The following is a 21518-nucleotide window of genomic DNA, read 5'->3' on the forward strand; positions in this document are numbered from 1 at the left end:
GGGGCAGGTTGTCGGGTTTAGAGAAGTTCTTCACTGCGCCGGCGCAGGTCGGCGTGCAGCCCGCCGTAGGCTGCGGCCTGCGGGAACAGGGACTTGCGTGCCTTGACCACCACGGAGTAGTTGGCGTCCACGGCGTTGGCGATCGGTGCCTGCGCTGTCTGGGTGAGCAATTGGTAGGCGTCCATCTGGTGCAGGCCGAACAGCTCGCCGAACCAGCGCACCATCTCCACCTGGCCGATGCGCCAGGAATCCTCCATGGGCCGGGACGAGCCGACCGCCATCCACTCGGCGTCGGTCTCCAGCCGAGGCCAGGTTGGGGCGCCGCCTTTGATCAGTTCCACCAGGATCGTGGAATGCATGGCCCCTTCGACGGCGGTGCCGCAGGCTTCACCTTCGCCCTGGCGGTAGTGCCCGTCGCCGATGGAGAACAGCGCGCCCGGCTGGTTCACCCCGAGGTACACGGTGGTTCCGGCCTTCACCTCGGGGGCGTCCATGTTTCCGCCGAAGCGTTCGGGGACCAGGGAGGAGCGGACCTCCCCGCCGGGAGGAGCCACCCCCACCGTTCCCAACATGGGTTCCAGCGGCAGAGCGACCTCAAAGTCCCCGAACCGGGCGGAGAAACCGACGGTGGAGCGGGCCGAGTCCACGTGGTAAATCCAGGTGGTGTCCGGCAACGGATCCTGCAGGAACGCGGTGCGGTCGGTGCTGGTGAGCCCGCCGAAGAACGGGATGGTGGCGGAGGCGCCGTAGCTCCGCGCCGGGGTCAGTTCCACGATGTGCAGGGCGAGCGTGTCGCCGGGTTCGGCGCCTTCAACGTAGAACGGTCCGGTCTGCGGGTTCACGAAGTTGAGGTCGACCTTCTCACTGGAGAGGTCCTCGACCGTGGTCAGCGCGTTGTTGAACGCGTCCTCTGACCAGAGCTTCAAGGCGGTTCCTGGTCGAACCTTCATCACGGGCTCGGCCCCGCCGAAGGTATAGACCAGCTGGTCCGGACGCGGGCGGTACTCAAGGATTTCCATGGGGCCGGATGCTATCGAAGGTTTCCGGTTCTGGATATAGGCGGCGGGGGCCGGGCGAGAATGACGGCCTGCTAAGGCTCTTCACTGATTTCCGTCGGGATGACTTAAGGAATGAAGCTCGGCATTTCCCTGATTCAGCGTTGCTGACCTCGATATGACATTCCAGTCACCGCACTTTCTTTCGGTGCGGAAAGTTTCAGGGTTTCCGCCGCCGAATATGCGTCCGACAGACGAATTTCGCCTAACCGGAACCGCATGGCAGGATTCCCTTCGATAAGCAGAAACTTCATCCTGGAGAACACCCCGGGTTCTGGAGTGTTGACATCTTGGACTACTGAAGAACGACCCTGATCACAGAAAAGGCATACCTTTTAATGAGCACTACCGACACAAGTTATATGACCACCACCGCCACCAAGAAGTCCTTCGTTGTGACATGGCTGCTCGCGCTTTTCCTAGGCACGCTGGGCATCGATCGCTTCTACTTGGGCAAGATCGGGACCGGTGTCCTGAAGCTCCTGACGGGTGGCGGTTTCGGTATCTGGACGCTGGTCGACCTGATCATCACCCTGACCGGCAACCAGAAGGACAAGAACGGTCAGCCTCTCGCCGGATACCCAGAGAACAAGAAGATGGCGTGGATCGTCACAGCCGTCGTCTGGGTCCTCAACATCGTGGTTTCGCTGGTCATGGTCCTCACCGGAGCGCTGGCAGTCGGCTCGGCCGTTGAGAACAGCCAGACAGTGTCCCAGGAGGACAACGGCACGGCAGTCGAGGCCCCGGCTCCCTCAGAGGAGTACACGGTGGCCCCCGCTCCCGTCGAGTCGGAAGATTCCACCATGGACTCGTCAGTGCCGGAGGAATACCGGGCCGCTATGGAGAGTGCTGAGGGCATCAACTTTCTGAGCCCGAGCAAGGCCGACTTCTACGACAAGCTGATCTTCGCTGGCCACTCCCCGGAGGCGGCTCAGTATGTCCTGGACAACTTTGACGTGGACTACAAGGAGAACGCGCTGAAGAATGCCCAGAACTATAAGGACGGATGGGACAAGACCCCCGAGGAAATCCGCGAGCAGCTCGTCAGCGAACACGGCGAGCAGTTCACGCCGGAGGAAGCCGACTACGCCATTCAGAACCTGAAGTAGCCACCTCCGCCGGAGTCTGCGGCACCTTCAAGGAATAGCCAGAAGCGCACGGTTGCTTCTGGCTATTCCTTTGCCCGGATGACACGGTCCGCTCTACGAAATCATGCAGCCCGATTTGGTAGGCGGCCTGGCTGGGCGTACCCGGTCAGGCGCGGGACTCGTCCCTGAGGAGCCAGACCGCACTGTCCGCCGGAAGCAGTCCCGCATCGGTCAGGGGCGATGATGCCAACACAACGCTGCCTTGCGGAAGGGCACAGGGCTCCTCACCCATGGCCACGGCAAGCAGGAACCGGTCCCCGCGCTCGCAGATGAGCAACCCGTTGTCCTGGACGTGCCAAGTGCTGGCGTCGTCAGGGGAGAAGATCTCTTTTTCGGTCAGCTGCCTCCGCAATTCGAGCGCCTCAGTAACGAGATGCAGAGTTGACCCGCGATCGTTCCTGTGTGCTTCCACAGATCGCGATCCCCACAAAGCCGGTGTCGGCAGCCAAGGTTCGGCTGCCGCTGCGGGGGAGAACCCGTAGGCATTGTCGGGCGCGATCGTCCAGGGCACCGGGACACGAGCCCCGTCACGGGACACCCCGGCCCGGGTCCACATGGGATCCGCTCGGGCGTGGAGCGGCACCTCAGCTTCGGGCAGGTTAAGCTCCTGGCCTTGGTAGATGTACGCGCCACCGGGCAGTCCCAGGATGGCGAGCAAGCCCGCACGCGCGCGGAGGGTTCCGCGTTCACCGCCACCGAACCGTGTCACAGAGCGGACAATGTCGTGGTTCTCGAGTGCCCAGGTCAGCGGCGCCCCGTGTTCTTTCCGAGCGGCTTCGAGTTCAGTGCCGACTGCGGCCCAAGCTGCGGCATCCCAGCCCAGCTTCACGAAGGCAAATGCGAAGGCCTGATGCATCTCGTCATGCCGGGTGTACCGGGCAGCGCGGTGCGGTTCCAGATTCACCTCGCCTACCAGCACCCGAGTGGGGGAGTAAGAGTCGGCAACGCGGCGCCAGCGCCGGTACACCTCGTGCACTTCATCCTGATCGGATACCTGCGGGTTGGAGCGCAGCCCGTCGACGACGGCGTCAGTGCCTTCAGTGTCGGGCAGCCCGTCCGCTTTGAACAGGGCGTGTGCGACGTCGATGCGCACGCCGTCCACGCCCTTGTTGAACCAGAACCGGAGCACGCCCTCGAAGTAGTCGCCCACTGCGGGGTTGCGCCAGTTCCAGTCCGGCTGCTCCGGGGAAAAGAGGTGCAGGTACCACTCCTTGTCCGTGTCCGAGCCAGGATTCACCCGGCTCCAGGCACGGCCGCCGAAGACGCTCTGCCAGTTGTTCGGCGGGGTGTCGTCATCAACGCCGTTCTCGAAGTGGAACATCGCCCGTTCGGGTGAGCCTGAATCGGCGGCGACGGCAGCTTGGAACAGAGGGTGCTCCGATGAGCAGTGGTTGGGCACCACGTCGAGGAAGATCCGAAGCCCCAGAGCGTGCGCTGCCTCGAGCACTTGGTCGAATTGTTCCATGGTGCCGAAGAGGGGATCGACCGCACAGTAGTCGCTGACGTCGTAGCCCTGGTCCACCTGCGGGGAGGGCTGGAACGGGGTCATCCAGATGCCGTCGACGCCGAGTGAGGCAATGTACGGCAGGCGGTCCAGCAGGCCCGCAAGATCGCCCACCCCGTCACCGTTGCCGTCGGCGAAGGAGCGTGGATAGACCTGGTAGATGACGGCGTCCTGCCACCAGCCGGGCTTCTGCCCCCGGGCCGTCGGCCGGCTCATTTGGTGGCACCCGAGGTGAGTCCCTCGACGATCCGCCGCTGGAAGATGAGAACCATGATGACCAACGGGACGGTGACGATCACTCCCGCTGCCATTTGCTCACCGAAGGGTGCCTGGAACTCCGTCGCCCCTGTGAACTTGGAAATGGCGACCGTGGCAGTCTGCCGTTCGGGATCATTGATCATCGACAGCGCGATGATGAACTCGTTCCAGCTGTGGATGAACGTGAGGATCGCCGTCGTGAAGACGCCGGGGGCGGCCAACGGCAGGAGGATCTTCCGGAACGCCTGCCACTTCGTGCAGCCGTCAATCATCGCCGCCTCCTCCAGGTCGAAGGGCAGCGCCTTCATGAAGGTGGTGAGATTCCAAACGGCAAGCGGGATGGCGAAGGACAGGTTGGGCACGATCATTGCCTGGTAGGTGTTGATCCAGCCGATGTCCGTGAACAGGCGCAGCAGTGGCACCACCACGGAGATGCCGGGGAACATGGAGGTGGCAATAACGAGGCCGAGGATCACGGACTTGAACCGGAAGTTCAGCCGCGAGATGGCATAGGCGGCGAAGATCCCGAGCACTAGTGCCGCCGTCGTCGTGGTGCCGGCGACGATCAGGCTGTTCAGCAGGGCCTGGCCGAACATCGTGGATCCGTCGAAGACCTTCAGGTAGTTCTCGAGTGAGAAGGGCTGGGGAATGAGGGTGTTGTCGAAGATATCTGCCGTGCGGCGGAAGCTGGAGACCAGCATCCAGTAAAAGGGTGAGAGGCAGTACACGAAGATCGCGGCGAGGCCGAGGTACGTGAGGTAACTCTTCGCGCCGCGCTTCGCGGGTTTCCGCTGCGGGGCGGGGTCGGGGGTGTCCGCGCGTGTCAGGAGGGGGATCTGGGTCATGCCTTTGCCTTCCGGGAGCCGGCCTTGCGGAGGGTACGCGTCTCCTTGGTCCCGGCGACGTCGGCGCCGAGCAGCTTCACGAAGACGATCGCGACCAGGGCCACGTACAGGAACAGGATGATGGCGAACGCCGACGCCGAGCCGTAGCGCAGCTGGTTGGATTCGTCCCAGGCGAGCATCGAGAGGGTCTCCACGGATTGTTTGCCGGGGCCGATCAGGACGAACGGCAGGTCGAACATCCGCAGGGCGTCGAGCAGCCGGAAGAGGACGGCGACCAGCAGCGTCGGCTTCACGAGCGGCAGGGTAATCGAACCCAGCGTGCGCCACCAGCCGGCGCCGTCGATGCGTGCGGCCTCGTACACCTCCTCCGGGATGACCTGCATGCCGGCCAGGACGAGCAGGCCGATGAACGGTGCCGTTTTCCAGACTTCGGCGATGATCACTGCGGCTTTGGCCTGGAAACCTTCGGCGGTCCAGAGGATTTCCGTGCCGATCAGGGTGTTGGCGATGCCGTCCGACTGGAAGATCCAGCGCCACAGCAGTCCCGAGACGGCGGTGGGGACGGCCCACGGGATGAGGATGCTGGCGCGCAGGATGCCCCGGCCGCGGAACGCCCGGTTCATGGCCAGGGCCAGGCACAGCCCGAGCACGGTTTCCAGACCGACGGTGGTGATGGTGAAGAAGGTGGTGTTGGCGAGGGCGTTCAGGAACCGTTCCCCGGACTCCCCGGCAAGGAGGTCCAGGTAGTTGGCCAGCCCGACGAAGGTCTCACCTTCGGCCACGAAGCCGTCTTCGTCGAGCCCGGATTCCTCCCGGAAGAGCGACTGGTAGAGGGCGGACACCAGGGGGTAGGCGATGACCAGGCCCAGGACCAGCAGGGTGGGGGACAGCAGCAGCGCGGCCATCCTGCCTTCGCCGGAGGTGCGGGTGCCGGGCTTGTGCTTGGGGGCCGGGCCGTCGGGACGGCGCGGGGGCGCAGCGGTGCTGGTACTCATGGAGTTCCTAACTGTGCACGGGGAATGGGAATCAGACGGCGGCCGCGGGCACAGGCGCCTGCGGCCGCCGGCGGCCTATTCGGCGGAGAGCTCTTCGAGCTTCGCCTGCATGTCGGCCAGGGCCGTCTCCGGATCCTTCTCCCCGGTGAGTGCCGCGTACGCCTCTTCCTGAATGGCCGTCGTCGTCGCGCCGTACTTCACGACCTGCGGGCGCGCCTGCGCGTTCTCCAAAGATTCCAGGAGCGTGGGATAGAACGGGCGCTTTTCAACAACGGCGGGATCCTCGAGCAGTGAGGGGTAGACGGGAGCCCGCGAACTCTTGTCCAGGCGTGCTTTCGACTCTTCCTCGCTGGTGAAGAACTTGATGAAGTCCAGGGCCGTTGCCTTGTTCTCCGTGAACGGCGAGACGGCGAGGTTCCGGCCGCCCAGCGTGGAGACCCCCGGATTGTCGCCGATGCCGGGAACCGAGCTGATGCCGAATTTGTCCACAACGGCGCTGGAACCGTCCGTGGCGGTCAGCGAGGAGTAGACGAACGGCCAGTTGCGCAGGAACACGAGATCGCCTTCTTGGAAGGCCCGGCGGCCCTGCTCCTCGATGTAGGTGATGGCGTCACTGGGAACCAGGCCCTCGTTGAAGGCGTCGGTGAGCTGGGTGAGTCCGGCGAGGGCTTCGGGGGTGTTCACCGTCGGGGCACCCTCATCGTCGAAGACCTGGCCGCCGGCTGATCCGACGGCTTCGGTGAAGTTCACCGTCAGGGCCTCGTTTTTGTCGAACTGGCCCGCGTAGCAGGACATGCCCTCCGCCTCGGGGAGGGCGAGGACCTTCTCGCACGCCGCCGTCATCTCTTCCCAGTTCGTGGGCGGGGCTTCGATGCCGGCCGCCTGGAGGAGGTCCGTGCGGTGGTAGAGCAGGGCACCGTCCGTGTAGTACGGGGCGCCGTACAGCGTGCCGCGGTAGGTTGCGGTCTCCACTGCGGCAGGGACCATGGTGTCCGTGGGCAGTGCGTCGTCGGGCAGCGGCATGATCCACCGGTTCGCGGCGAACTCGGAGGTCCAGACGACGTCGAGGTTCAGGACGCTGAAGGTCTCCGACTTGATCTGGGCGTTCTGCACCAACTGCTGGCGCTGCTGGTCCGCGGAATCGGGCAGCTCGACGAACGTCACCTGCTCCTCGGGGTGCTCGGCGTTCCATTTGTCGATAGTGTCCTGCGCGGCGCCGGAGGCATCCCGGGAGGAGACATAGTTGATGGGGCCCCGGCCCTCGAACGCTGCGGCCGCGTCCTGCTGCGCTTCGGGTTCTTCACTGTTTCCTCCGCCGCAGCCGGTGAGGACCAGGCCGGAGATGGTCAGTGCTGCTGTTCCGAGGAGGATCTGTCGAAAGTGGCGTCGTTGCCTCATGCTGTGCTCCTTGTAGTGGCGAGTGGTGCGTGGCTTTTTAGTGCTGGTCTTGGGGCGGGCTGGTGGACCCGCGGGCAATGAGGGTGTGCGGCACAATGCGCGGACCGAGGTCGCGGGTGCGCAGCAGTTTGGCGACCGCCGTCCTGCCCATTTCCTCCAGCGGCTGGGCGACGGTGCTCAGCGGAGGGTGGACGTGCTGGGACGTGGACGTGTTGTCGAAGCCGAGTACCGAGACGTCCTCCGGCACCCGGCGGCCACGCTCCTGCAGCTCGTTGACGGTGGCGGCGGCCATCTCGTCGCTGACCGCGAAGACGGCGGTGAGGTCCGGTTCCTGCCGAAGCAGTTCATCCAGGCCCGGGGCGCCGCTCTCGTAGAAGAAGGTGCCGTGGGCGACGACGGCGGTGTGGCCTGCCTCGGCCATGGCCCGTTCGTAGCCGCGCTGGCGCGGGTGGGCGACGAAGACCGACGCCGGATCCCCGGCGAGCAGGCCGATCCGCCGGTGGCCCAGCGAGAGCAGGTACCGGGTGGCATCGTAGGCGGCCCGCTCGTCATCAATGGAGACGCTGGGGGAGCCGGACCGGTCACTGATGGCCACGGAAATCAGGGGGATGTTCGGGCCGAGGATCTGCCGCATTTCCTGGGTGATGACGGCGGAAATCAGGATGACGCCGGCGGCCCGGTAGGTGCGCAGCGTCCGCAGGTACCCGTCGATGAAGACGGACTGCAGGCCGGTGCGGCCGAGCATGACCGCATAGCCCTGCTCGCGTGCGGCTTCCTCGACGCCGCGCATCACCTCGGAGGCAAGGGCGTCGGAGACCATGGGGGCGAGGAGCCCGATCACCGAGGTTTGCCGGGTCTTTAGCCCGCGGGCCATGAAGTCGGTCTCGTAATTGAGGCGGGTTACGGCCTCTTCGACGCGGCGCCGGGTCTCCTCGGAGTAGCCCACGAGGCCGTTGACCACCCGGGACACGGTGGCCGGGGAGACGCCGGCATGCTTCGCCACATCCCTGATGGTTGCCATGGCCCGCCTCCTTCTGGTCTCCTGTGTGGGGCGCAAACGGTTTACGTAAACGGTTGCGCGATCTCTGTCACACCCTATGCGGAGGCGTGGAGGATCCATGACGTTTCGTAAACGGGCAGGAAAAATCCCCTCGAACCCGGGTCCGAGGGGATTTTCAAAAGGTCTGTCGCCGGGGAATCAGACGCACTTGAGCCGGCGCTGCGGCCCAGCCGGAAGCTCAACACGGATCTCGTCGTCGATGTTTACCCGCCCGCCTGCCAGCACAATGCCCATGATTCCCGTCTTCCGCACGGTTTTTCCGGCGTTGTCGCGGGGCAGCACCGCTTTGAGCAGCCCGGTCTGGAAGCGGTCGATCTGCCGGCAGGGATTCCGCAGCCCGGTCACCTGCACCACGGCGTCGGGTCCGATCCGCAGGAGTGTCCCCTCGGGCAGGTTCAGGAGGTCGATGCCGCGGGTGGTGATGTTTTCCCCGAGGTCGCCGGGGCGCACCTCGAAGCCGTCCTGCGCCAGTTCCTCGAACAGCTTCGCATGGATCAGGTGCACCTGCCGCAGGTTGGGTTCCGTCGGGTGGAACCGCTTTCTGAACACATGCTGCACGGTGGTGCCGGAATGCGCGTCTCCGTCGACGCCCAGCCCTTCCACCAACAGAACCGAGTCGACCCGGTCCTTGCTGAAGTTGTGCTTGCTGCTTTGACTGACGGAGACCACTTGCGGTCCTTCGGGAGTGCGGGTGGCAGTCATTGACGGATCATTTCATATCCCGCCACGGCCTTCGGGAAGGCGCCAGAGGTCGAGCAAACTCCCTGCACCTGTCGGTGCGGCTGCCGTTCAGGAAACGCCGGGGAGGGAGAAGGAGAAGAACCTTCCCTCCCCAAGAGGGGTCGCGTTGACCCGGTACAGGCCGGAGACCAGCGCGGCGGACAGGACCGACGACGTTTCACCGGCGGCGACGACCCGGCCGTCGTCGAGGGCAATGATTCGGTCGGCATACCGTGCAGCCAGGTTCACGTCATGCAGGGCGGTGATCACTGTGAGTCCGTCCCCCGCGAGATCACGCAGCAGTTCGAGGGTTTCGAGCTGCGCGCGGACGTCGAGGTGGGGCGGCGGTTCCGTCTCCGGCGCCCACCCAGCGGCGTACGGGCCGTCGGGGAAGGCGACGCCGGAGATCCGGTCCTCGAGGCCCAGCGCGAGCAGCATTTCAATGGACGTGGATTTGATCGCCACCACCTCCTCCGGCGGCTGCTCGAAGGTCACCGGCGTGCCGCAGTTGTCCACGGTGAACGGGAAGCCCGCCGCGGCGTCGGGCTGTGGGTCGGGCCGCGCCCCGGCGGAAGGGCCGGCGCACCCGCCGAGCAGGAGGGCGGCCAGCACGGGAAGCATCAACCAGCGGATGCGGCGCGGCATCAACGCAGTCCTTCCAGACGTGGTTTGAGGTCGCTTTGGAAAAGGTCCATGAACCGGAGCTGGTCGTGGCCCGGGGCGTGGAACACAAGGTGGTTGAACCCAAGGTCCACGTATTCGGCGATCCGCTCGACGACGTCGTCGGGGTCCGTGCCCACGATCCACCGGCGGGCGATCTGCTCCAACGGGAGCGCGTCTGCGGCGCGTTCCATCTCCACCGGGTCGGTGATGCTGTGCTTCTGCTCCTTTGAGAGGGACAGCGGAGACCAGAACCGGGTGTTTTCCAACGCCTTCTCCCGGCTGTGCTCATAGGAGAGCTTGATTTCGATCATCCGGTCCATCCCGGATAGATCCCGGCCCGCGGCGTCCGCACCCGCAGCCAGCGCCGGCATCAGCTGCTCGGCATACAGCTCGTGGCCCTTGCCGGAGGTGGCAATGAACCCGTCCCCGGCGCGGCCGGCATATTTCGCCACTACGGGGCCGCCCGCGGCGATGTAGACGGGTACGCCGCCCGCCGGGCTGTCGTAGACGGAGGCGTTGGAGGTGGAGTAGTAGTCGCCGTCGAAACTCACCCGGTCCCCGTTCCACAGCTCCCGCATCAGGCGCACCGCCTCGCGCAGCCGGGCGAACCGCTCGGAGAACTCCGGCCAGTCCTGTTCTCCGGGGCCGCGGAACCCGGTCGCGATTTCGTTCAGCGCCTCACCGGTCCCCACACCCAGCCAGATCCGGTCCGGGTAGAGAAGACCCAGCGTGCCGAAGGCCTGGGCAATGACGGCGGGGTTGTACCTGAAGGTGGGCGTGAGCACGCTGGTGCCCAGCCGGATGTGCGAGGTGCGTTCCCCGGCCGCGGCGAGCCAGGCCAGGGAGAACGGGGCGTGTCCGCCCTGATGCCGCCAGGGCTGGAAGTGGTCGCTGACTGCCGCGGACGCGAAGCCGTGGGCTTCGGCCGCGACGGCGAGCTCCACCAGCTCACGCGGGCCGAACTGTTCTGCGGAGGCCTTGTAGCCCAGGGTCAGTGTCATGATCTGCTGCTTTCTGTGTCGGCGACGGCGTTGAGGCCCGCGGCGAAACCGGCCGCGTAGGCCTCGTCGCTGCCGAGCCGGAACATGTCCGTCTCCGGGGTGCGGATGATGGACCGGGCGCCGGGGAGGTCCAGCGGGCCGACCGCGTCCGCGTAACCGCGTACTACCGCCACGGGCAGCCCGAGGGTCTTGCCCTTGACCAGGTCCCCGACGGCGGCGAGTTCGTCGGCCAGGCACGGGCGGGTCACGGTCAGGGGCCGGCCGGCCGAGTCCGGGGCGCCCTCGAGCTCCTCGAACACCCGGACGCCAGCGGCCCCGATGGCGATGTCGGTCTGCCCCTCCCGCCACGGCCGGCCGATCGTGTCGCTGAGAATCACCCCAATGTGCGGGCCCGCGGCGCGGATGCCGGCGGCCAGGATCCGGGCCGAGCGGTCGGGATCCTCCGGCAGCAGCAGGACGGTGCCCGCGGGAACGTTGGAGGCGTCCACCCCGGCGGCCGCTCCCACAATGCCCAGACGGTTCTCGACGATGCGGGTGCCGTTGCGGGTGGCGACCACCCGGGCCGTCTCCGCACTGATCGCTGCCTCGCGGTCCGCGGCCCGCACCAGCCGCCCCTCGGCCTTGGAGACGATCTTGGACGTCACAACCAGGATGTCCCCGTCCATCAGCGGCCGTGCCGCGGCGGCGGCAAGGATCAACGCGACAAGGTTGTCGCCCGCCGCGATCTCCGGGAGGCCGGGAAGCGCCCAGACGGACAGTTCCCGCGGCGGGATGGTGCGCGCCGGGCTGGCTGGTGCGTCGGTGTCGCCCCCGGTCACCGTGCGGCTCCCGCGGCGGGCTCGGTGGTCGCCGACGCCTGGTCCGCCGGCTCGAGTTCCGACGCGTGGTCCGCCGACTCGTGCTCCGGGGCGATGTAGAAGTTGTCGCGGAACAGGCCCGTGGGGTCCCACACCGCCTTCAGCGCGCGCAGGCGCTGCAGGTTCCCGGGCGGGAAGGCGCGGGCGACGACGTCGGGCCCGGTGTCGGTCTCGAAGCTCAGGTACATGCCTTCCAGCAGCGGCACCAGTTCCGCCCAACGCCGGGCCATCTGGTCGCCGCGTCCGCCCAGCATGGCGATCACGAAGTTCGCGTCCCGCCAGCCGTACGCGGTGGCCTCCGCCGGGAGGTTCGCCGCGGCACCGCCGGCAGAGCGGATGCTCAGGATGAAGGAGGACTCGGCGGCGAGCAGGTCGGTCAGGACACGCGCGACGTCGGCGCTCAGGTGCCGCACCAACCCGGAGTGGCTGCGCGGTTCGCCCCGGCCGTGCTGATCGCCCTCCGGCGGCACTTCAAGCAAAGCCGCGTACGGCACCATCTGCACAGACTGGTTCGCCAGCGGCGCGAGGGCTGCGAAGGGCTGGAGCCGCTCGATCACAGTCTCCGGATCGGAGGAATCCACCACGATCAGTGCCTGGACGGCGGTCGAGCCGGGGCTGCCGGGGCTGATCATCAGGGATCCGGTCACCGTGGGATGTGACCCCTCGATGGTGGTGCCCCACCCTTCGAGGAAGGCCGCGACGTCGTCCGGCGCGAAGAGGAGCATCGCGAACCCCACCTGCTCGGACACCGGGTGCGCCTCGAACTCGAACGAGACCACCACGCCGAAGTTCGCCCCGGCGCCCCGCACCGCCCAGAACAGGTCGCTGTTCTCCTCTGCGCTGGCGTGCACGAGCTCACCGTCGGCGGTCACGATGTCCACGGAGCGCAGGTAATCGATCGTCAGCCCGCGCTCGCGGACGAACCAGCCGATCCCCGCCGCCGTCGCCAGGCCGCCGACGCCGACGCCGCCGTAGTCGCCGGAGGTGATCGCCAGCCCGTGCGGGGCCAGGGCCTGCGCCACCTCGCCCCACCGGGCGCCGGGCTCCACCCGGACCCGGTTGCCGCTGCCCAGGGTGATCGCGTTCAGTGCGTCGAGCGCAATGACGATGCCGCCGGTGTTCAGGGACCGGCCGGACAGGCCGTGTCCGCCGCTGAACAGCCCCAGCGGCACGTCCCGGTGGCGGGCGGCGAAGCGCACTGCCTCCTGCACTTCGTCGGGGGTTTCAGGACGGATGACGACGCCGGGCCGGGCGCCGCGGAAGTAGCTGGAGGTGTAGCGGGCGTACCCCCGGTCGCCGGGTAACAGGACCCGCGGGACGAGGGCGTCGGGGATCGGATCGTCGCGGAAGGACCGGGCGGGTGCTTCCGGCGAGGCTGGCGCGGCGGCGGCTGCGGGGCCTGCGGGGGCGGCGGGTGCGGGTGCGGTGGTCGGGGAGCCGCTGCGCCGGCGGGCCTGCTCCACCCGGGACCGGATTGCGGGAGCGGTGACCTGCGCGAACCGGCGGAGCTCGGCCGGGTCGTCGGTGGCTACGATGAACACGCTCACCCCGTGATCCGTTGCCAGCTCGGCCAGGGCCTCGGCGTGGTACTGCGGGGTGATGTTCATCATCCGGGTGATTTCCCGCGGATCGCGTCCGGCCTTGCGCGCGGCCTTGTCGATCACCTCGTTGCCGCGTTCGACGTCGCCCTGCTTCATCCAGGGAAGGCTCGGCAGCCAGCCGTCACCCTTGCGCCCGATGATCCCCTGCATCCGGGGTTTGTAGGCGCCCACCCAGATGGGGATGCGGTGTGCAGGTGTCGGGCCCCGCTGCACGCCTGTGACGTGGTGGTATTTTCCTCCCGCGTGCAGGGGCGTCGGATCCGCGGTGTCCCAGATGCCCCGGATGATGTCCAGCGCATCGTCCAGCCCGCCGACCGCGTCCGGGATGGCCAGCAGCGGGGCGCCCATCGACGCGATCGCCTCGAAATACCCGCCGGTGCCGATGCCGAGCTCCGCGCGGCCGCCGCTGAGCAGGTCCAGGCTGGCGAGGGAACGGGCCAGCACGGCGGGCTGGCGCAGCGGCAGGTTCAGCACATTGCCGGAGACGTGGATGCGTTCGGTACGGGCGGCGACTACCGAAAGCAGGGTCCAGGTGTCCAGGAACTGGGCCTGATAGGGATGGTCCTGGAAGGTGACCAGGTCCAGGCCGAGCTCCTCGCTGAGCAGGGCCCGGTCGACCGGCAGTTGAGGGATGGCGGCGGACGGGGTGATGAAGCTGCCGAAGCGCAGCGGGTGCAGGTAATCGGACATGGCCACAGCATGCGCGCCACCAGTGCCATTGACAATCCGTAGGTAAGCCGCTTACTTTTTGTGCGTGACTACTTCTGAGACGGGCCGCGCAAACCCTCCGCTAAGCATCAGTGATGAGGAGTGCCGCCGCCTGCTCGGCGTGATGGAGGTAGTGGGACGGCGCTGGGCCAGCGGGATTCTGCTTGCCCTCGGGACCGGAGCCGAACGGTTCACCGAAATCGAGCACCGGGTCCAGGGGCTGTCCGGGCGGATGCTCACGCTCCGGCTTCGCGAGCTCGAGGCCGCGGGCCTGGTCGAACGCCTGGTCGAGCCCACCATCCCGGTCAGCGTCCGGTACCGGCTGAGTGCGCGCGGCATCGACCTGCTGCGCTCCCTGCAGCCCATCGCCGGCTACGCCCGCCGCTGGGAGACTGACGACGCCGGAGAAGCGGTCTCCGCCAAGAGTGCCTGAGCCGGCGGGCCAGCCGCCGCGGACGCCACCCACGGCGGACGCCACCCAGAGCGGTGGCGGGGGTGCAGGGGAATAATTCCCGGGCGCTTCGTCCTTCCCTGTACCAACAGAAAGACTCTTACTAGGGCGGGGCAGGCGCATGCCATGAGCTGGAACGTCGTTATACCCGTCAAGAGTCTTGATGCCGCCAAGTCCCGCCTCCGGCGGGACCGCAGCGGTGTAACCGACCTGGCGCTGGCCTTTGCACTCGATACGCTTTCCGCGGTCCGGAACAGCCGTGGAGCGGGCACCATCATCGTCGTCACGAGCGATGTCCGCGTCCGTACCGCTTCCCCCGCCGGTACGCTTTTCGTGGATGATCCGGGGCTCGGACTCAATCCGGCGGTCGCGGCGGGGCTCCACGGCGCGGGTCCCGGCAAGGTTGCCGTCGTCACGGCGGACCTGCCCGGCCTGACGGCGGACGAGTTCGACGCCGTCCTCGCAGATGCCGGCCGACACGAGCGCGCCATGGTCGCCGATCATTCCGGTCACGGCACCACCATGCTCACCAGCCTCGGCGGCCTGATCGTCCCGCGGTTTGGTCCCGGTTCCCGGTGGCGCCACGAACGGCAGGGTCACGTGGTCCTCCCGGTGCCGCAGGCGTCCGCGCTGCGCCGGGATATCGACACGGCAGAGGATCTAGCTGCGGCCCTGCGGAACCGGCTCGGGCCGGAGACCCTGAAAACCCTCGCAGTTGCTGCCACCGGACCGGCCGGTTCAGCTGCGGAGACCGGTTAAGGTTCCCTCACCTCGCCGGCCAGTTGGAGCGCTCCGGCAACAATGGCCGCCGAATCCTCGTCGGTGTTCATCCACAGCGGAAGTGACCGTGCGGGGATCCCGGCACGCTCCAGCAGCGGGAGGTCACCGGCGTCAACCGGATCGACCAGCCAGCCGTCCAGGAGGCCGCCCTGTGTCCGTGCCCCGTAATGCTGCCCCACGGCCGCAGCGGAGACGTCGACCCCGATGACCCCCAGACAGATGTCGGCCATCCCGCGCACGGGCGAGCCACCGATGATGGGCGATACGGCGATCACGGGAGCCGCCGTTGTCCGAAGGGCAGCCGCCATGCCCGGCAGCGCAATGATCGTTCCGACCGACACCACCGGATTGGAGGGTGCCAGCAGGACGACGTCGGCTGACAGGATCGCCTCCACGGCTTCCGGTGCGGGGGAGGAGGATTCGATACCCCGGTGGACGAACCGGCGGGTCGGGACGTTGCCGCGGTGGCGCACCCACCATTCCTCAAAGTGGATCAACTGCGTCCGGCCGCTTCCGTCGACGATTTCGACGTGGGTTTCGACTTCGTCGTTCGTAGCCGGCAGGAGGCGGACGCCCGGATTCCACCGCAAACAGAGCCGTTGGGTCACTTCGGTGAGGGTCAGGCCCTCCCGAAGAAGGGCGGTCCGGGCAATATGGGTGCCCAGGTCAAGGTCTCCCAGGGTGAACCAGGGCCAGCCGACGCCGTAGGCGGTCAGTTCCGCACTCACGCGCTCGGATTCGCCGGCCCTGCCCCATCCGCGTTCCGTATCGTTGGCTCCGCCCAGGGAGTACATGATGGAATCCAGGTCGGGGCAGACCCGCAGGCCCGTCAGCCACAGATCATCTCCTGTGTTGGCCACGACAGTGATTTCCGCCCCGGTTGCCTGTGCCAGGGTTCGGGCGCCGCGGACGAACCGCGCGCCGCCTACCCCTCCGGCGAGGATCGTTATTCTCTTCATGCGCCCCCCGTTACCTTTTTCGTAGCCCGTTCCTGATGCAGGATACGACGACGGCCCCTCCGCGGTATGCGGAAGGGCCGTCATTTGTTCGGGCTAGGAAACCGGAGCCAGTTCCGGGTAGTCCGTGTACCCGGCGGCGCCGTCGGTGTAGACGGTGGTCTGGTCGATCTCGTTCAGCGGGTGGTCCTCCTGCCAGCGGCGGGCCAGATCCGGGTTGGCGATGACGGGACGGCCGACGACGGCGGGTTCGCCGAGTAAAAAGAACAGCCGGCTACCAAATCGGCAGTTGTTCTTTCCACGGATGACCTTCGGGAAGGCCAACTCTTGTGGTTTCGAGGGCAAGATCGCGAAACCGCTGGGGGAGCATCACAGGTATTTCATCTGTAGGCGTGCCGAGAAGGTCCCATCGATCCTCGTACAGTTCAAAGGCATCGACTCCCACCCGGGACTGTTCCGGCCCGACATTGCGCTTTCCTGGGAGCGCCTCGGGATCGTTAAGCCAGTCCATATGCCCTATCCATGCGGCAGCGGCCACATGGTCCCTCGGGACAATAAAGGAACGGGGCGCCACAGTAGGTGTCGAAGGATCGAGCATCACAAGCACATACCATTCGTGCTGGGAGAGTGCTGGCTGCTGGGACTTCAGACCAAGAGGCCACTTCCCCTTTGATCCTTTTGCCTGGATAGCCTTTACTTGAACCTCGATTTGGCGCCGCGGCCCGTTCGTATTAACTGCGAGGATGTCGGTCCGCTCGAGTCCGTCCCGGGTGAGTGCTGCGGCCCAGTTATGCCGTGCCAACACAGAACACACCCAGTGTTCCCCTGCGCTTTTGCTCATTTTCGTATCTGCCATGCTCGGGAGCATACTCAACACCAGCTACGGTCCCCGGTAGGCACCCCGCCGACAACCGTTGGTGCACCCACGCACATAGAAGCGGCAGGCCTCCCACGTTGCGCGGAAGGCCTGCCGTTGTCCTGCGTGCGGGCTAGGAAACCGGAGCCAGTTCCGGGTAGTCCGTGTACCCGGCGGCGCCGTCGGTGTAGACGGTGGTCTGGTCGATCTCGTTCAGCGGGTGGTCTTCCTGCCAGCGGCGGGCCAGGTCCGGGTTGGCGATCACGGGGCGGCCGACGACAGCGGCGTCGGCCAGGTTCTCCTCGAGCAGCATGACGGCGTCCTCGCGGGTGGTGACCGTGCCGAAGCCGGTGTTCATCAGCACCGGGCCGCCGAAGCGGTGGCGCAGGCCCTGGACCAGCTCGTCGGCCGGATCGGCGTGCAGGATGCTCAGGTAGGCCGGCTTCAGATCGGCGATGCCGTCCACCAGGGCGGTGTAGGTGGCGGTCACATCGGCGCGGTCGGTTTCCAGCACGCCCTGGATGTTGTGCTCCGGGGAGATGCGGATGCCGGTGTGTTCGGCGCCGACGGCCTCGGCCACGGCCCGGAAGGTCTCGATGACCATCCGGGCCCGGTTCTCCGGCGAGCCGCCGTAGTTGTCCGTGCGGGTGTTGGAGACGGGGGAGAGGAATTCCTGCAGCAGGTAGCCGTTGGCACCGTGCAGTTCGACGCCGTCGAACCCTGCCTTCATCGCGTTCTGCGCTGCGGAGACGAAGTCCTGTACGACGCCGGGGAGTTCGGCCTCGGTGAGGGCGTGCGGCACCGGGAAGGGCTGCTTGCCGTCGTACGTGTGGGCCATGCCTTCGACGGCGATGGCGCTGGGGGCCTGCGGCTGGCGGCCGCCGTTGATGTTCTCGTGTGCGACGCGGCCGGAGTGCATCAGCTGGGCGACGATGCGGCCGCCGGCCTCATGCACGGCATCGGTGACGCGCTTCCAGCCGGCGACGTGCTCCTCGGTGACCAGGCCGGGCATCAGGGCGTTGCCCTGGCCGGTGAAAGAGGGGTAGATGCCGTCACTGATGATCAGGCCCATGGAGGCGCGCTGGCGGTAGTGCTCGACCATGATGTCGGTGGGCACGCCGCTGCGGTCGGCGCGCACGCGGGACATCGGTGCCATGACGAGGCGGTTGGGCAGTTCCATGGTGCCGACGGTGAGGGGGGTAAAGAGTTTCAAGTGGGGGTTCCTTTTGTTGCAGGGCTCAGGGCTGAGCTGTCCTGGGACGGACCTTCGTCTACTGAGCGACAACTGAAACGGACGCCGAGTCTATTCCAGCTTGGTCCGTATAAGCAGGGCGACCCTCAACACAAGTTCTACCCGTGCAGCCAGGTGACAGCCCTGCGGGCATGCGACGAGTTGGAGCTTCTGCAGACCGAGACGAAAGTCGCTGCGGATATCGTCGACATTCAGCGGTAGACGGCGAGTCGCAGACTCGGGGAGAACGTATCGCTGGAGTATTAGAACAAGTCTATTTTGGGGGAAAATAATGTCTGATCAAATACTTGAAGCCGCCGATGAAGTCGCGGTCAGTTCTCCAGCAGACCCACGTGTGACACTCGCGGCGTGGGCAAACAAACGGGACGAGTGGGTACGGTACGTCGTGCGTCACGTCCTAAGTACGGGAGCGGCATTGACCGAAATAGAGGTAGCGCATGCCTATGCACTATTTCGTCAAGAAAAGTCTTTGGACCCGCGAGAGCTTGCGGAAGAACCCGAGATTGAGATCGAGTTGAGCGCAGACGATGCAGAACTCCCACTCGTCATTACCCGAATCTCCGACGTCTCAGGAGTCAACGCTCTGGTCACCGGTTCTGTCATAGAACCCCATGCAGGCCTTACGATCCTATTCGGAGAGAACGGCACGGGAAAGACTGGCTATTCACGCATCTTCAAAGCGCTCGCTGGTAGCCGTACGGCAGACGCGATTCTGGGCGACGTTCGTGCCGATACAAAGCAGCAAAAATCAGCGAAGATTGAATTTTCCTTAGGGGACGACGCCCAAGACTTTGAATGGCGTGGCGAGTTAGGCCACCCACCATTCACCCGCATGTCCATCTTCGATAGTCCAGCTGTAAATTTTCATGTCGACGACGACCTTGAGTACGTCTATACCCCTGTAGCTCTGGCTCTTTACAAGCACGTAATCTCCGGCATAAAAGCAGTACAAGGGAAAATCGAAGCAGCGGTTGCTGACCTGTCTGGAAAGAACCCTTCCTTGCTTGGTCGATTCCCCAAGTCGTCGACCATCTATTCTCTGATCGAGACCTTGGGGGCATCGACTGACCTCACGGACCTGAGGGGTCGCGCAGACGACAAGCCGAATCAAGATGATCGAATAGATGCCCAACGTCGTGCCGTCGCCGCACTTGAGGCCAATACCACGGCATCGCAGATTACGATCTGCCAACGCAACAAAGCGGTTCTTAAGCAAGCGACCAATGTTGTGGATAGTCTTTCTAGCTTTGATCTAACGGGCTTCAACGACGCGTTGACCCAGCGAGCGGACTTGAGGAAGGACTACGAAGCCTTCCGTGTGGAACTCTTCAAGGCGGCAGATTTGCCCTCTGAGCCGGAATCTACCTGGGAATCCTTCGTTGCCAGCGGCGATGCGTATCGGCAGCACCTTCAAAGCCTCGAAGTTCACGATTCGGAGAGGTGCTTGTACTGCCGGCAGCCTCTGGACCAACAGGCAAAGCGTCTTGTTAGTAAGTACGGAGAGTTCTTAGCAGACAAGATCAGTAAGGATCTTGCTGGCATCGAAGAGACCATTATTCGTTTGGCGGCACCAATTGATGCCGTTGATGACGGTGAAGTGAAATCTTTCCTTGTTCAACATGGGGACAACGAAGACAAGCCAGCTTTCCATACGGATGTTGCGGCCCTCAGCGTGCTCTTAGGCGCGGTCAGACAGAGGGTTGAAGGTCAGGAGCCTACGTCTTCGCAAGACATAGCCGCGCTTCCGCAACTAGGAATCTCATTGAAAAGTTCGCTTGCATCAATATCAGACGAACTTGAACACCTTCTCACGCAGGCGGCCAACCGCCAGGCAGCACTGCAGGCAGGCAAAACGACACTAAATGAGCTTATAGCTTCGGTGGAGATATCTAAGGCTTGGTCGCAGATCGAAACACAGGTAAATCAGGCGAAGGAGTCCAATAAGCTCGGTATTCTTAACCGAGCGCTACCTGGATTGACGAGGAGTATTACCGAACTGTCTAAGGCGGCAAGTGATCAGCTTGTTAATCAGAATTTCGACACACTCTTTGCGGAGGAATGCAAAGCACTTAGGGCTCCAACTTTGAAGCTTGAGTTTCTGGGACGGCAGGGAAAAGCTCAACGTCGCAAGGTTCTCCATGGCAAGCACAAGCCCTCAAAGGTACTTTCGGAAGGTGAGCAAAAGGTACTAGCCATGGCCGACTTCCTAGCTGAGGCACGGCTGGCAGGCATCACTGCCCCGGTAATCTTCGATGATCCTGTATCCAGCCTTGACCACCGGCGGATCAATGAAGTTGCTAGCAGGGTTGCTGGCTTGGCGGAGGACAACCAAGTCATCGTCTTCACACACGACATCTTCTTTGCCACAACGCTCCTCTCCCTATTCGAGAAGTCAAAGCGATGCGCGTACTTCCAAATAACAGATGAGGAAGGCAAAGGTAAGGTAACTAGAGCTACCGGACCGCGCTGGGATACCCTAACCAGTCTCAAGGCAAACATTAACAATACGATCCAGGCAGCCAAATTAGCAGAGGGTGAAGCCCGAGCCGCTCTTGTGAGGGAGGGGTACGACTGGATTCGCTCATGGTGCGAAGTCTTTACGGAGACGGATCTCCTTCAAGGTGTTTCACAGCGCTACCAGCCGAACATTCGCATGAACTCGCTGAGCAACATCAAGGCTGAGGCACTTCCCGACGCGATTACTACTGTCACTAGGGTATTTGATGATGCATGCAGATACATCAGCGCGCACTCCCAACCATTGGTGACGCTGGGTGTAAGCCCAACACTGTCCGGTCTTGAGGAACATTGGAAAGAACTGCAGGACTGCCGGAAGTCCTACAAAGACGCAGATGCGTAGGTTTCGGTAATCTTTGTAAGCCGCTCTCGGCACACGACGTAAAGTGGACTGTCCGGCGTGCAGGGCAGGTGCTTGTCGGAAGACTGACTGCTATCCGGAGCAGTCAGTCTTCCAACGATCAAGGGAATAGACCAGTGAGTTAGACGTCGGCTGAATAGAGAGGCATCCAGGGCAGCATAATGTGGCTGGGTTGTCCCCATTCGCCTTGCCTGTCGCTAGACAAAAGGACCGCAGAGGACCCGGCAGCACGGACGGGATGAAATTAGCTCGTTAACTGGAGTGTGAAGCTACATCTATTGAACAGCAACCAACTGGGCATGCGAATTGCATGACTACGCCCTGGAGATTCGCCCTGATTTACTAAAGTCCACGCCAGAGGCGCCAAACTTTTCCGTGTCCCAATGGGTCGTACGTGGAATCTGCTAGCAAGCGCCTCAGTTGAGGATAAGCAGTTCGATCCGCCTTGTCGATCTCTGTTGCCACAGGAGCGGTGAGACAAAGGCCTCGGATGTCGCGCCTCCAATAGTCCCACGTATGATCTGTTACCCGC

At 64.7% G+C, this 21518-nt stretch carries 18 protein-coding genes and 1 pseudogene; 4 read left to right on the forward strand and 15 right to left on the reverse strand.

The genetic code is table 11. From position 1 onward, the window contains the following. Positions 1–17 precede the first annotated feature (17 nt). Positions 18–1019 (reverse strand): acetamidase/formamidase family protein, encoded by a 1002-nt coding sequence (locus NNX38_RS02280; RefSeq protein ID WP_255796533.1) that lies wholly within the window; start codon positions 1017–1019, stop codon positions 18–20. 374 nt (positions 1020–1393) lie between these two features. Between NNX38_RS02280 and NNX38_RS02285 the strand changes: the two genes are divergently transcribed. Next, the gene (locus NNX38_RS02285; RefSeq protein WP_255796534.1) at positions 1394–2164 is read left to right on the forward strand and encodes an Ltp family lipoprotein; all 771 of its coding nucleotides are present in this window, start codon (positions 1394–1396) and stop codon (positions 2162–2164) included. 145 nt (positions 2165–2309) lie between these two features. On the opposite strand, the gene NNX38_RS02290 is transcribed toward NNX38_RS02285, so the two are convergent. From NNX38_RS02290 to NNX38_RS02335, 10 genes are all read right to left on the reverse strand, one after another. After that, positions 2310–3923 (reverse strand): alpha-amylase family glycosyl hydrolase, encoded by a 1614-nt coding sequence (locus NNX38_RS02290; protein WP_255796535.1) that lies wholly within the window; start codon positions 3921–3923, stop codon positions 2310–2312. Beyond that, positions 3920–4810 carry a carbohydrate ABC transporter permease gene (locus NNX38_RS02295; protein ID WP_255796536.1) on the reverse strand — a complete coding sequence of 297 codons (891 nt, stop codon included), beginning with the start codon at positions 4808–4810 and terminating at the stop codon, positions 3920–3922. The genes NNX38_RS02290 and NNX38_RS02295 overlap by 4 nt, the downstream gene beginning before the upstream one ends. After that, positions 4807–5805 (reverse strand): carbohydrate ABC transporter permease, encoded by a 999-nt coding sequence (locus NNX38_RS02300; RefSeq protein WP_255796537.1) that lies wholly within the window; start codon positions 5803–5805, stop codon positions 4807–4809. Before NNX38_RS02300 ends, NNX38_RS02295 begins: the two co-directional genes overlap by 4 nt. A 75-nt stretch (positions 5806–5880) precedes the next feature. Continuing rightward, positions 5881–7203 carry an ABC transporter substrate-binding protein gene (locus tag NNX38_RS02305; protein ID WP_255796538.1) on the reverse strand — a complete coding sequence of 441 codons (1323 nt, stop codon included), beginning with the start codon at positions 7201–7203 and terminating at the stop codon, positions 5881–5883. Positions 7204–7240: 37 nt separating this feature from the next. Then, positions 7241–8224 (reverse strand): LacI family DNA-binding transcriptional regulator, encoded by a 984-nt coding sequence (locus NNX38_RS02310; RefSeq protein WP_255796539.1) that lies wholly within the window; start codon positions 8222–8224, stop codon positions 7241–7243. Positions 8225–8401: 177 nt separating this feature from the next. Beyond that, the gene (locus NNX38_RS02315) at positions 8402–8965 is read right to left on the reverse strand and encodes an MOSC domain-containing protein (RefSeq protein ID WP_255796540.1); all 564 of its coding nucleotides are present in this window, start codon (positions 8963–8965) and stop codon (positions 8402–8404) included. An 87-nt stretch (positions 8966–9052) separates the two neighbouring features. Next, entirely contained in the window at positions 9053–9628 is a 576-nt protein-coding gene (locus tag NNX38_RS02320; RefSeq protein WP_255796541.1) for a hypothetical protein, read from the reverse strand. Continuing rightward, entirely contained in the window at positions 9628–10647 is a 1020-nt protein-coding gene (fgd, locus tag NNX38_RS02325) for a glucose-6-phosphate dehydrogenase (coenzyme-F420) (RefSeq protein ID WP_255796542.1), read from the reverse strand. Before fgd ends, NNX38_RS02320 begins: the two co-directional genes overlap by 1 nt. Continuing rightward, on the reverse strand, positions 10644–11465 hold the full coding sequence (gene cofE, locus NNX38_RS02330) for a coenzyme F420-0:L-glutamate ligase (RefSeq protein WP_255796543.1): 822 nt from the start codon (positions 11463–11465) through the stop codon (positions 10644–10646). The genes fgd and cofE overlap by 4 nt, the downstream gene beginning before the upstream one ends. Beyond that, entirely contained in the window at positions 11462–13795 is a 2334-nt protein-coding gene (locus NNX38_RS02335) for an LLM class flavin-dependent oxidoreductase (protein WP_255796544.1), read from the reverse strand. Before NNX38_RS02335 ends, cofE begins: the two co-directional genes overlap by 4 nt. A gap of 64 nt (positions 13796–13859) precedes the next feature. Here NNX38_RS02335 and NNX38_RS02340 point away from each other — a divergent pair, with 64 nt between their 5' ends. Continuing rightward, positions 13860–14246: a helix-turn-helix domain-containing protein gene (locus tag NNX38_RS02340; RefSeq protein ID WP_255796545.1), complete on the forward strand. Its 387-nt coding sequence runs from the start codon at positions 13860–13862 to the stop codon at positions 14244–14246. A 144-nt stretch (positions 14247–14390) separates the two neighbouring features. Continuing rightward, positions 14391–15023 carry a 2-phospho-L-lactate guanylyltransferase gene (cofC, locus tag NNX38_RS02345; protein WP_255796546.1) on the forward strand — a complete coding sequence of 211 codons (633 nt, stop codon included), beginning with the start codon at positions 14391–14393 and terminating at the stop codon, positions 15021–15023. On the opposite strand, the gene cofD is transcribed toward cofC, so the two are convergent. The 4 genes and pseudogenes from cofD to NNX38_RS02365 form a co-directional block, all read right to left on the reverse strand. Then, positions 15020–16003, reverse strand: a complete 984-nt coding sequence (cofD, locus tag NNX38_RS02350) for a 2-phospho-L-lactate transferase (RefSeq protein ID WP_255796547.1) — start codon at positions 16001–16003, stop codon at positions 15020–15022. The two genes, cofC and cofD, sit on opposite strands and share 4 nt — an antisense overlap. A 93-nt stretch (positions 16004–16096) precedes the next feature. After that, positions 16097–16255 (reverse strand): annotated as a pseudogene (locus tag NNX38_RS02355) (alkene reductase); the annotation flags it as partial. Positions 16256–16274: 19 nt separating this feature from the next. Then, positions 16275–16856: a hypothetical protein gene (locus tag NNX38_RS02360; protein ID WP_255796548.1), complete on the reverse strand. Its 582-nt coding sequence runs from the start codon at positions 16854–16856 to the stop codon at positions 16275–16277. Positions 16857–16989: 133 nt separating this feature from the next. Further along, the gene (locus NNX38_RS02365; RefSeq protein WP_255796549.1) at positions 16990–18069 is read right to left on the reverse strand and encodes an alkene reductase; all 1080 of its coding nucleotides are present in this window, start codon (positions 18067–18069) and stop codon (positions 16990–16992) included. Positions 18070–18523: 454 nt separating this feature from the next. On the opposite strand from NNX38_RS02365, the gene NNX38_RS02370 reads away from it, so the two are divergent. Then, positions 18524–20968: an AAA family ATPase gene (locus NNX38_RS02370; RefSeq protein WP_255796550.1), complete on the forward strand. Its 2445-nt coding sequence runs from the start codon at positions 18524–18526 to the stop codon at positions 20966–20968. The last annotated feature ends 550 nt before the right edge of the window (positions 20969–21518 follow it).

The organism is Arthrobacter sp. zg-Y238, from assembly GCF_024385525.1.
GTDB lineage: Bacteria > Actinomycetota > Actinomycetes > Actinomycetales > Micrococcaceae > Arthrobacter_B > Arthrobacter_B jinronghuae.

Coding starts and splice junctions, on each gene's coding strand:
- NNX38_RS02280 (WP_255796533.1), bottom strand. CDS start 1,019: ATGGAAATCCTTGAGTACCGCCCGCGTCCGGACCAGCTGGTCTATACC.
- NNX38_RS02285 (WP_255796534.1), top strand. CDS start 1,394: ATGAGCACTACCGACACAAGTTATATGACCACCACCGCCACCAAGAAG.
- NNX38_RS02290 (WP_255796535.1), bottom strand. CDS start 3,923: ATGAGCCGGCCGACGGCCCGGGGGCAGAAGCCCGGCTGGTGGCAGGAC.
- NNX38_RS02295 (WP_255796536.1), bottom strand. CDS start 4,810: ATGACCCAGATCCCCCTCCTGACACGCGCGGACACCCCCGACCCCGCC.
- NNX38_RS02300 (WP_255796537.1), bottom strand. CDS start 5,805: ATGAGTACCAGCACCGCTGCGCCCCCGCGCCGTCCCGACGGCCCGGCC.
- NNX38_RS02305 (WP_255796538.1), bottom strand. CDS start 7,203: ATGAGGCAACGACGCCACTTTCGACAGATCCTCCTCGGAACAGCAGCA.
- NNX38_RS02310 (WP_255796539.1), bottom strand. CDS start 8,224: ATGGCAACCATCAGGGATGTGGCGAAGCATGCCGGCGTCTCCCCGGCC.
- NNX38_RS02315 (WP_255796540.1), bottom strand. CDS start 8,965: ATGACTGCCACCCGCACTCCCGAAGGACCGCAAGTGGTCTCCGTCAGT.
- NNX38_RS02320 (WP_255796541.1), bottom strand. CDS start 9,628: ATGCCGCGCCGCATCCGCTGGTTGATGCTTCCCGTGCTGGCCGCCCTC.
- fgd (WP_255796542.1), bottom strand. CDS start 10,647: ATGACACTGACCCTGGGCTACAAGGCCTCCGCAGAACAGTTCGGCCCG.
- NNX38_RS02335 (WP_255796544.1), bottom strand. CDS start 13,795: ATGTCCGATTACCTGCACCCGCTGCGCTTCGGCAGCTTCATCACCCCG.
- cofC (WP_255796546.1), top strand. CDS start 14,391: ATGAGCTGGAACGTCGTTATACCCGTCAAGAGTCTTGATGCCGCCAAG.
- cofD (WP_255796547.1), bottom strand. CDS start 16,003: ATGAAGAGAATAACGATCCTCGCCGGAGGGGTAGGCGGCGCGCGGTTC.
- NNX38_RS02360 (WP_255796548.1), bottom strand. CDS start 16,856: ATGGCAGATACGAAAATGAGCAAAAGCGCAGGGGAACACTGGGTGTGT.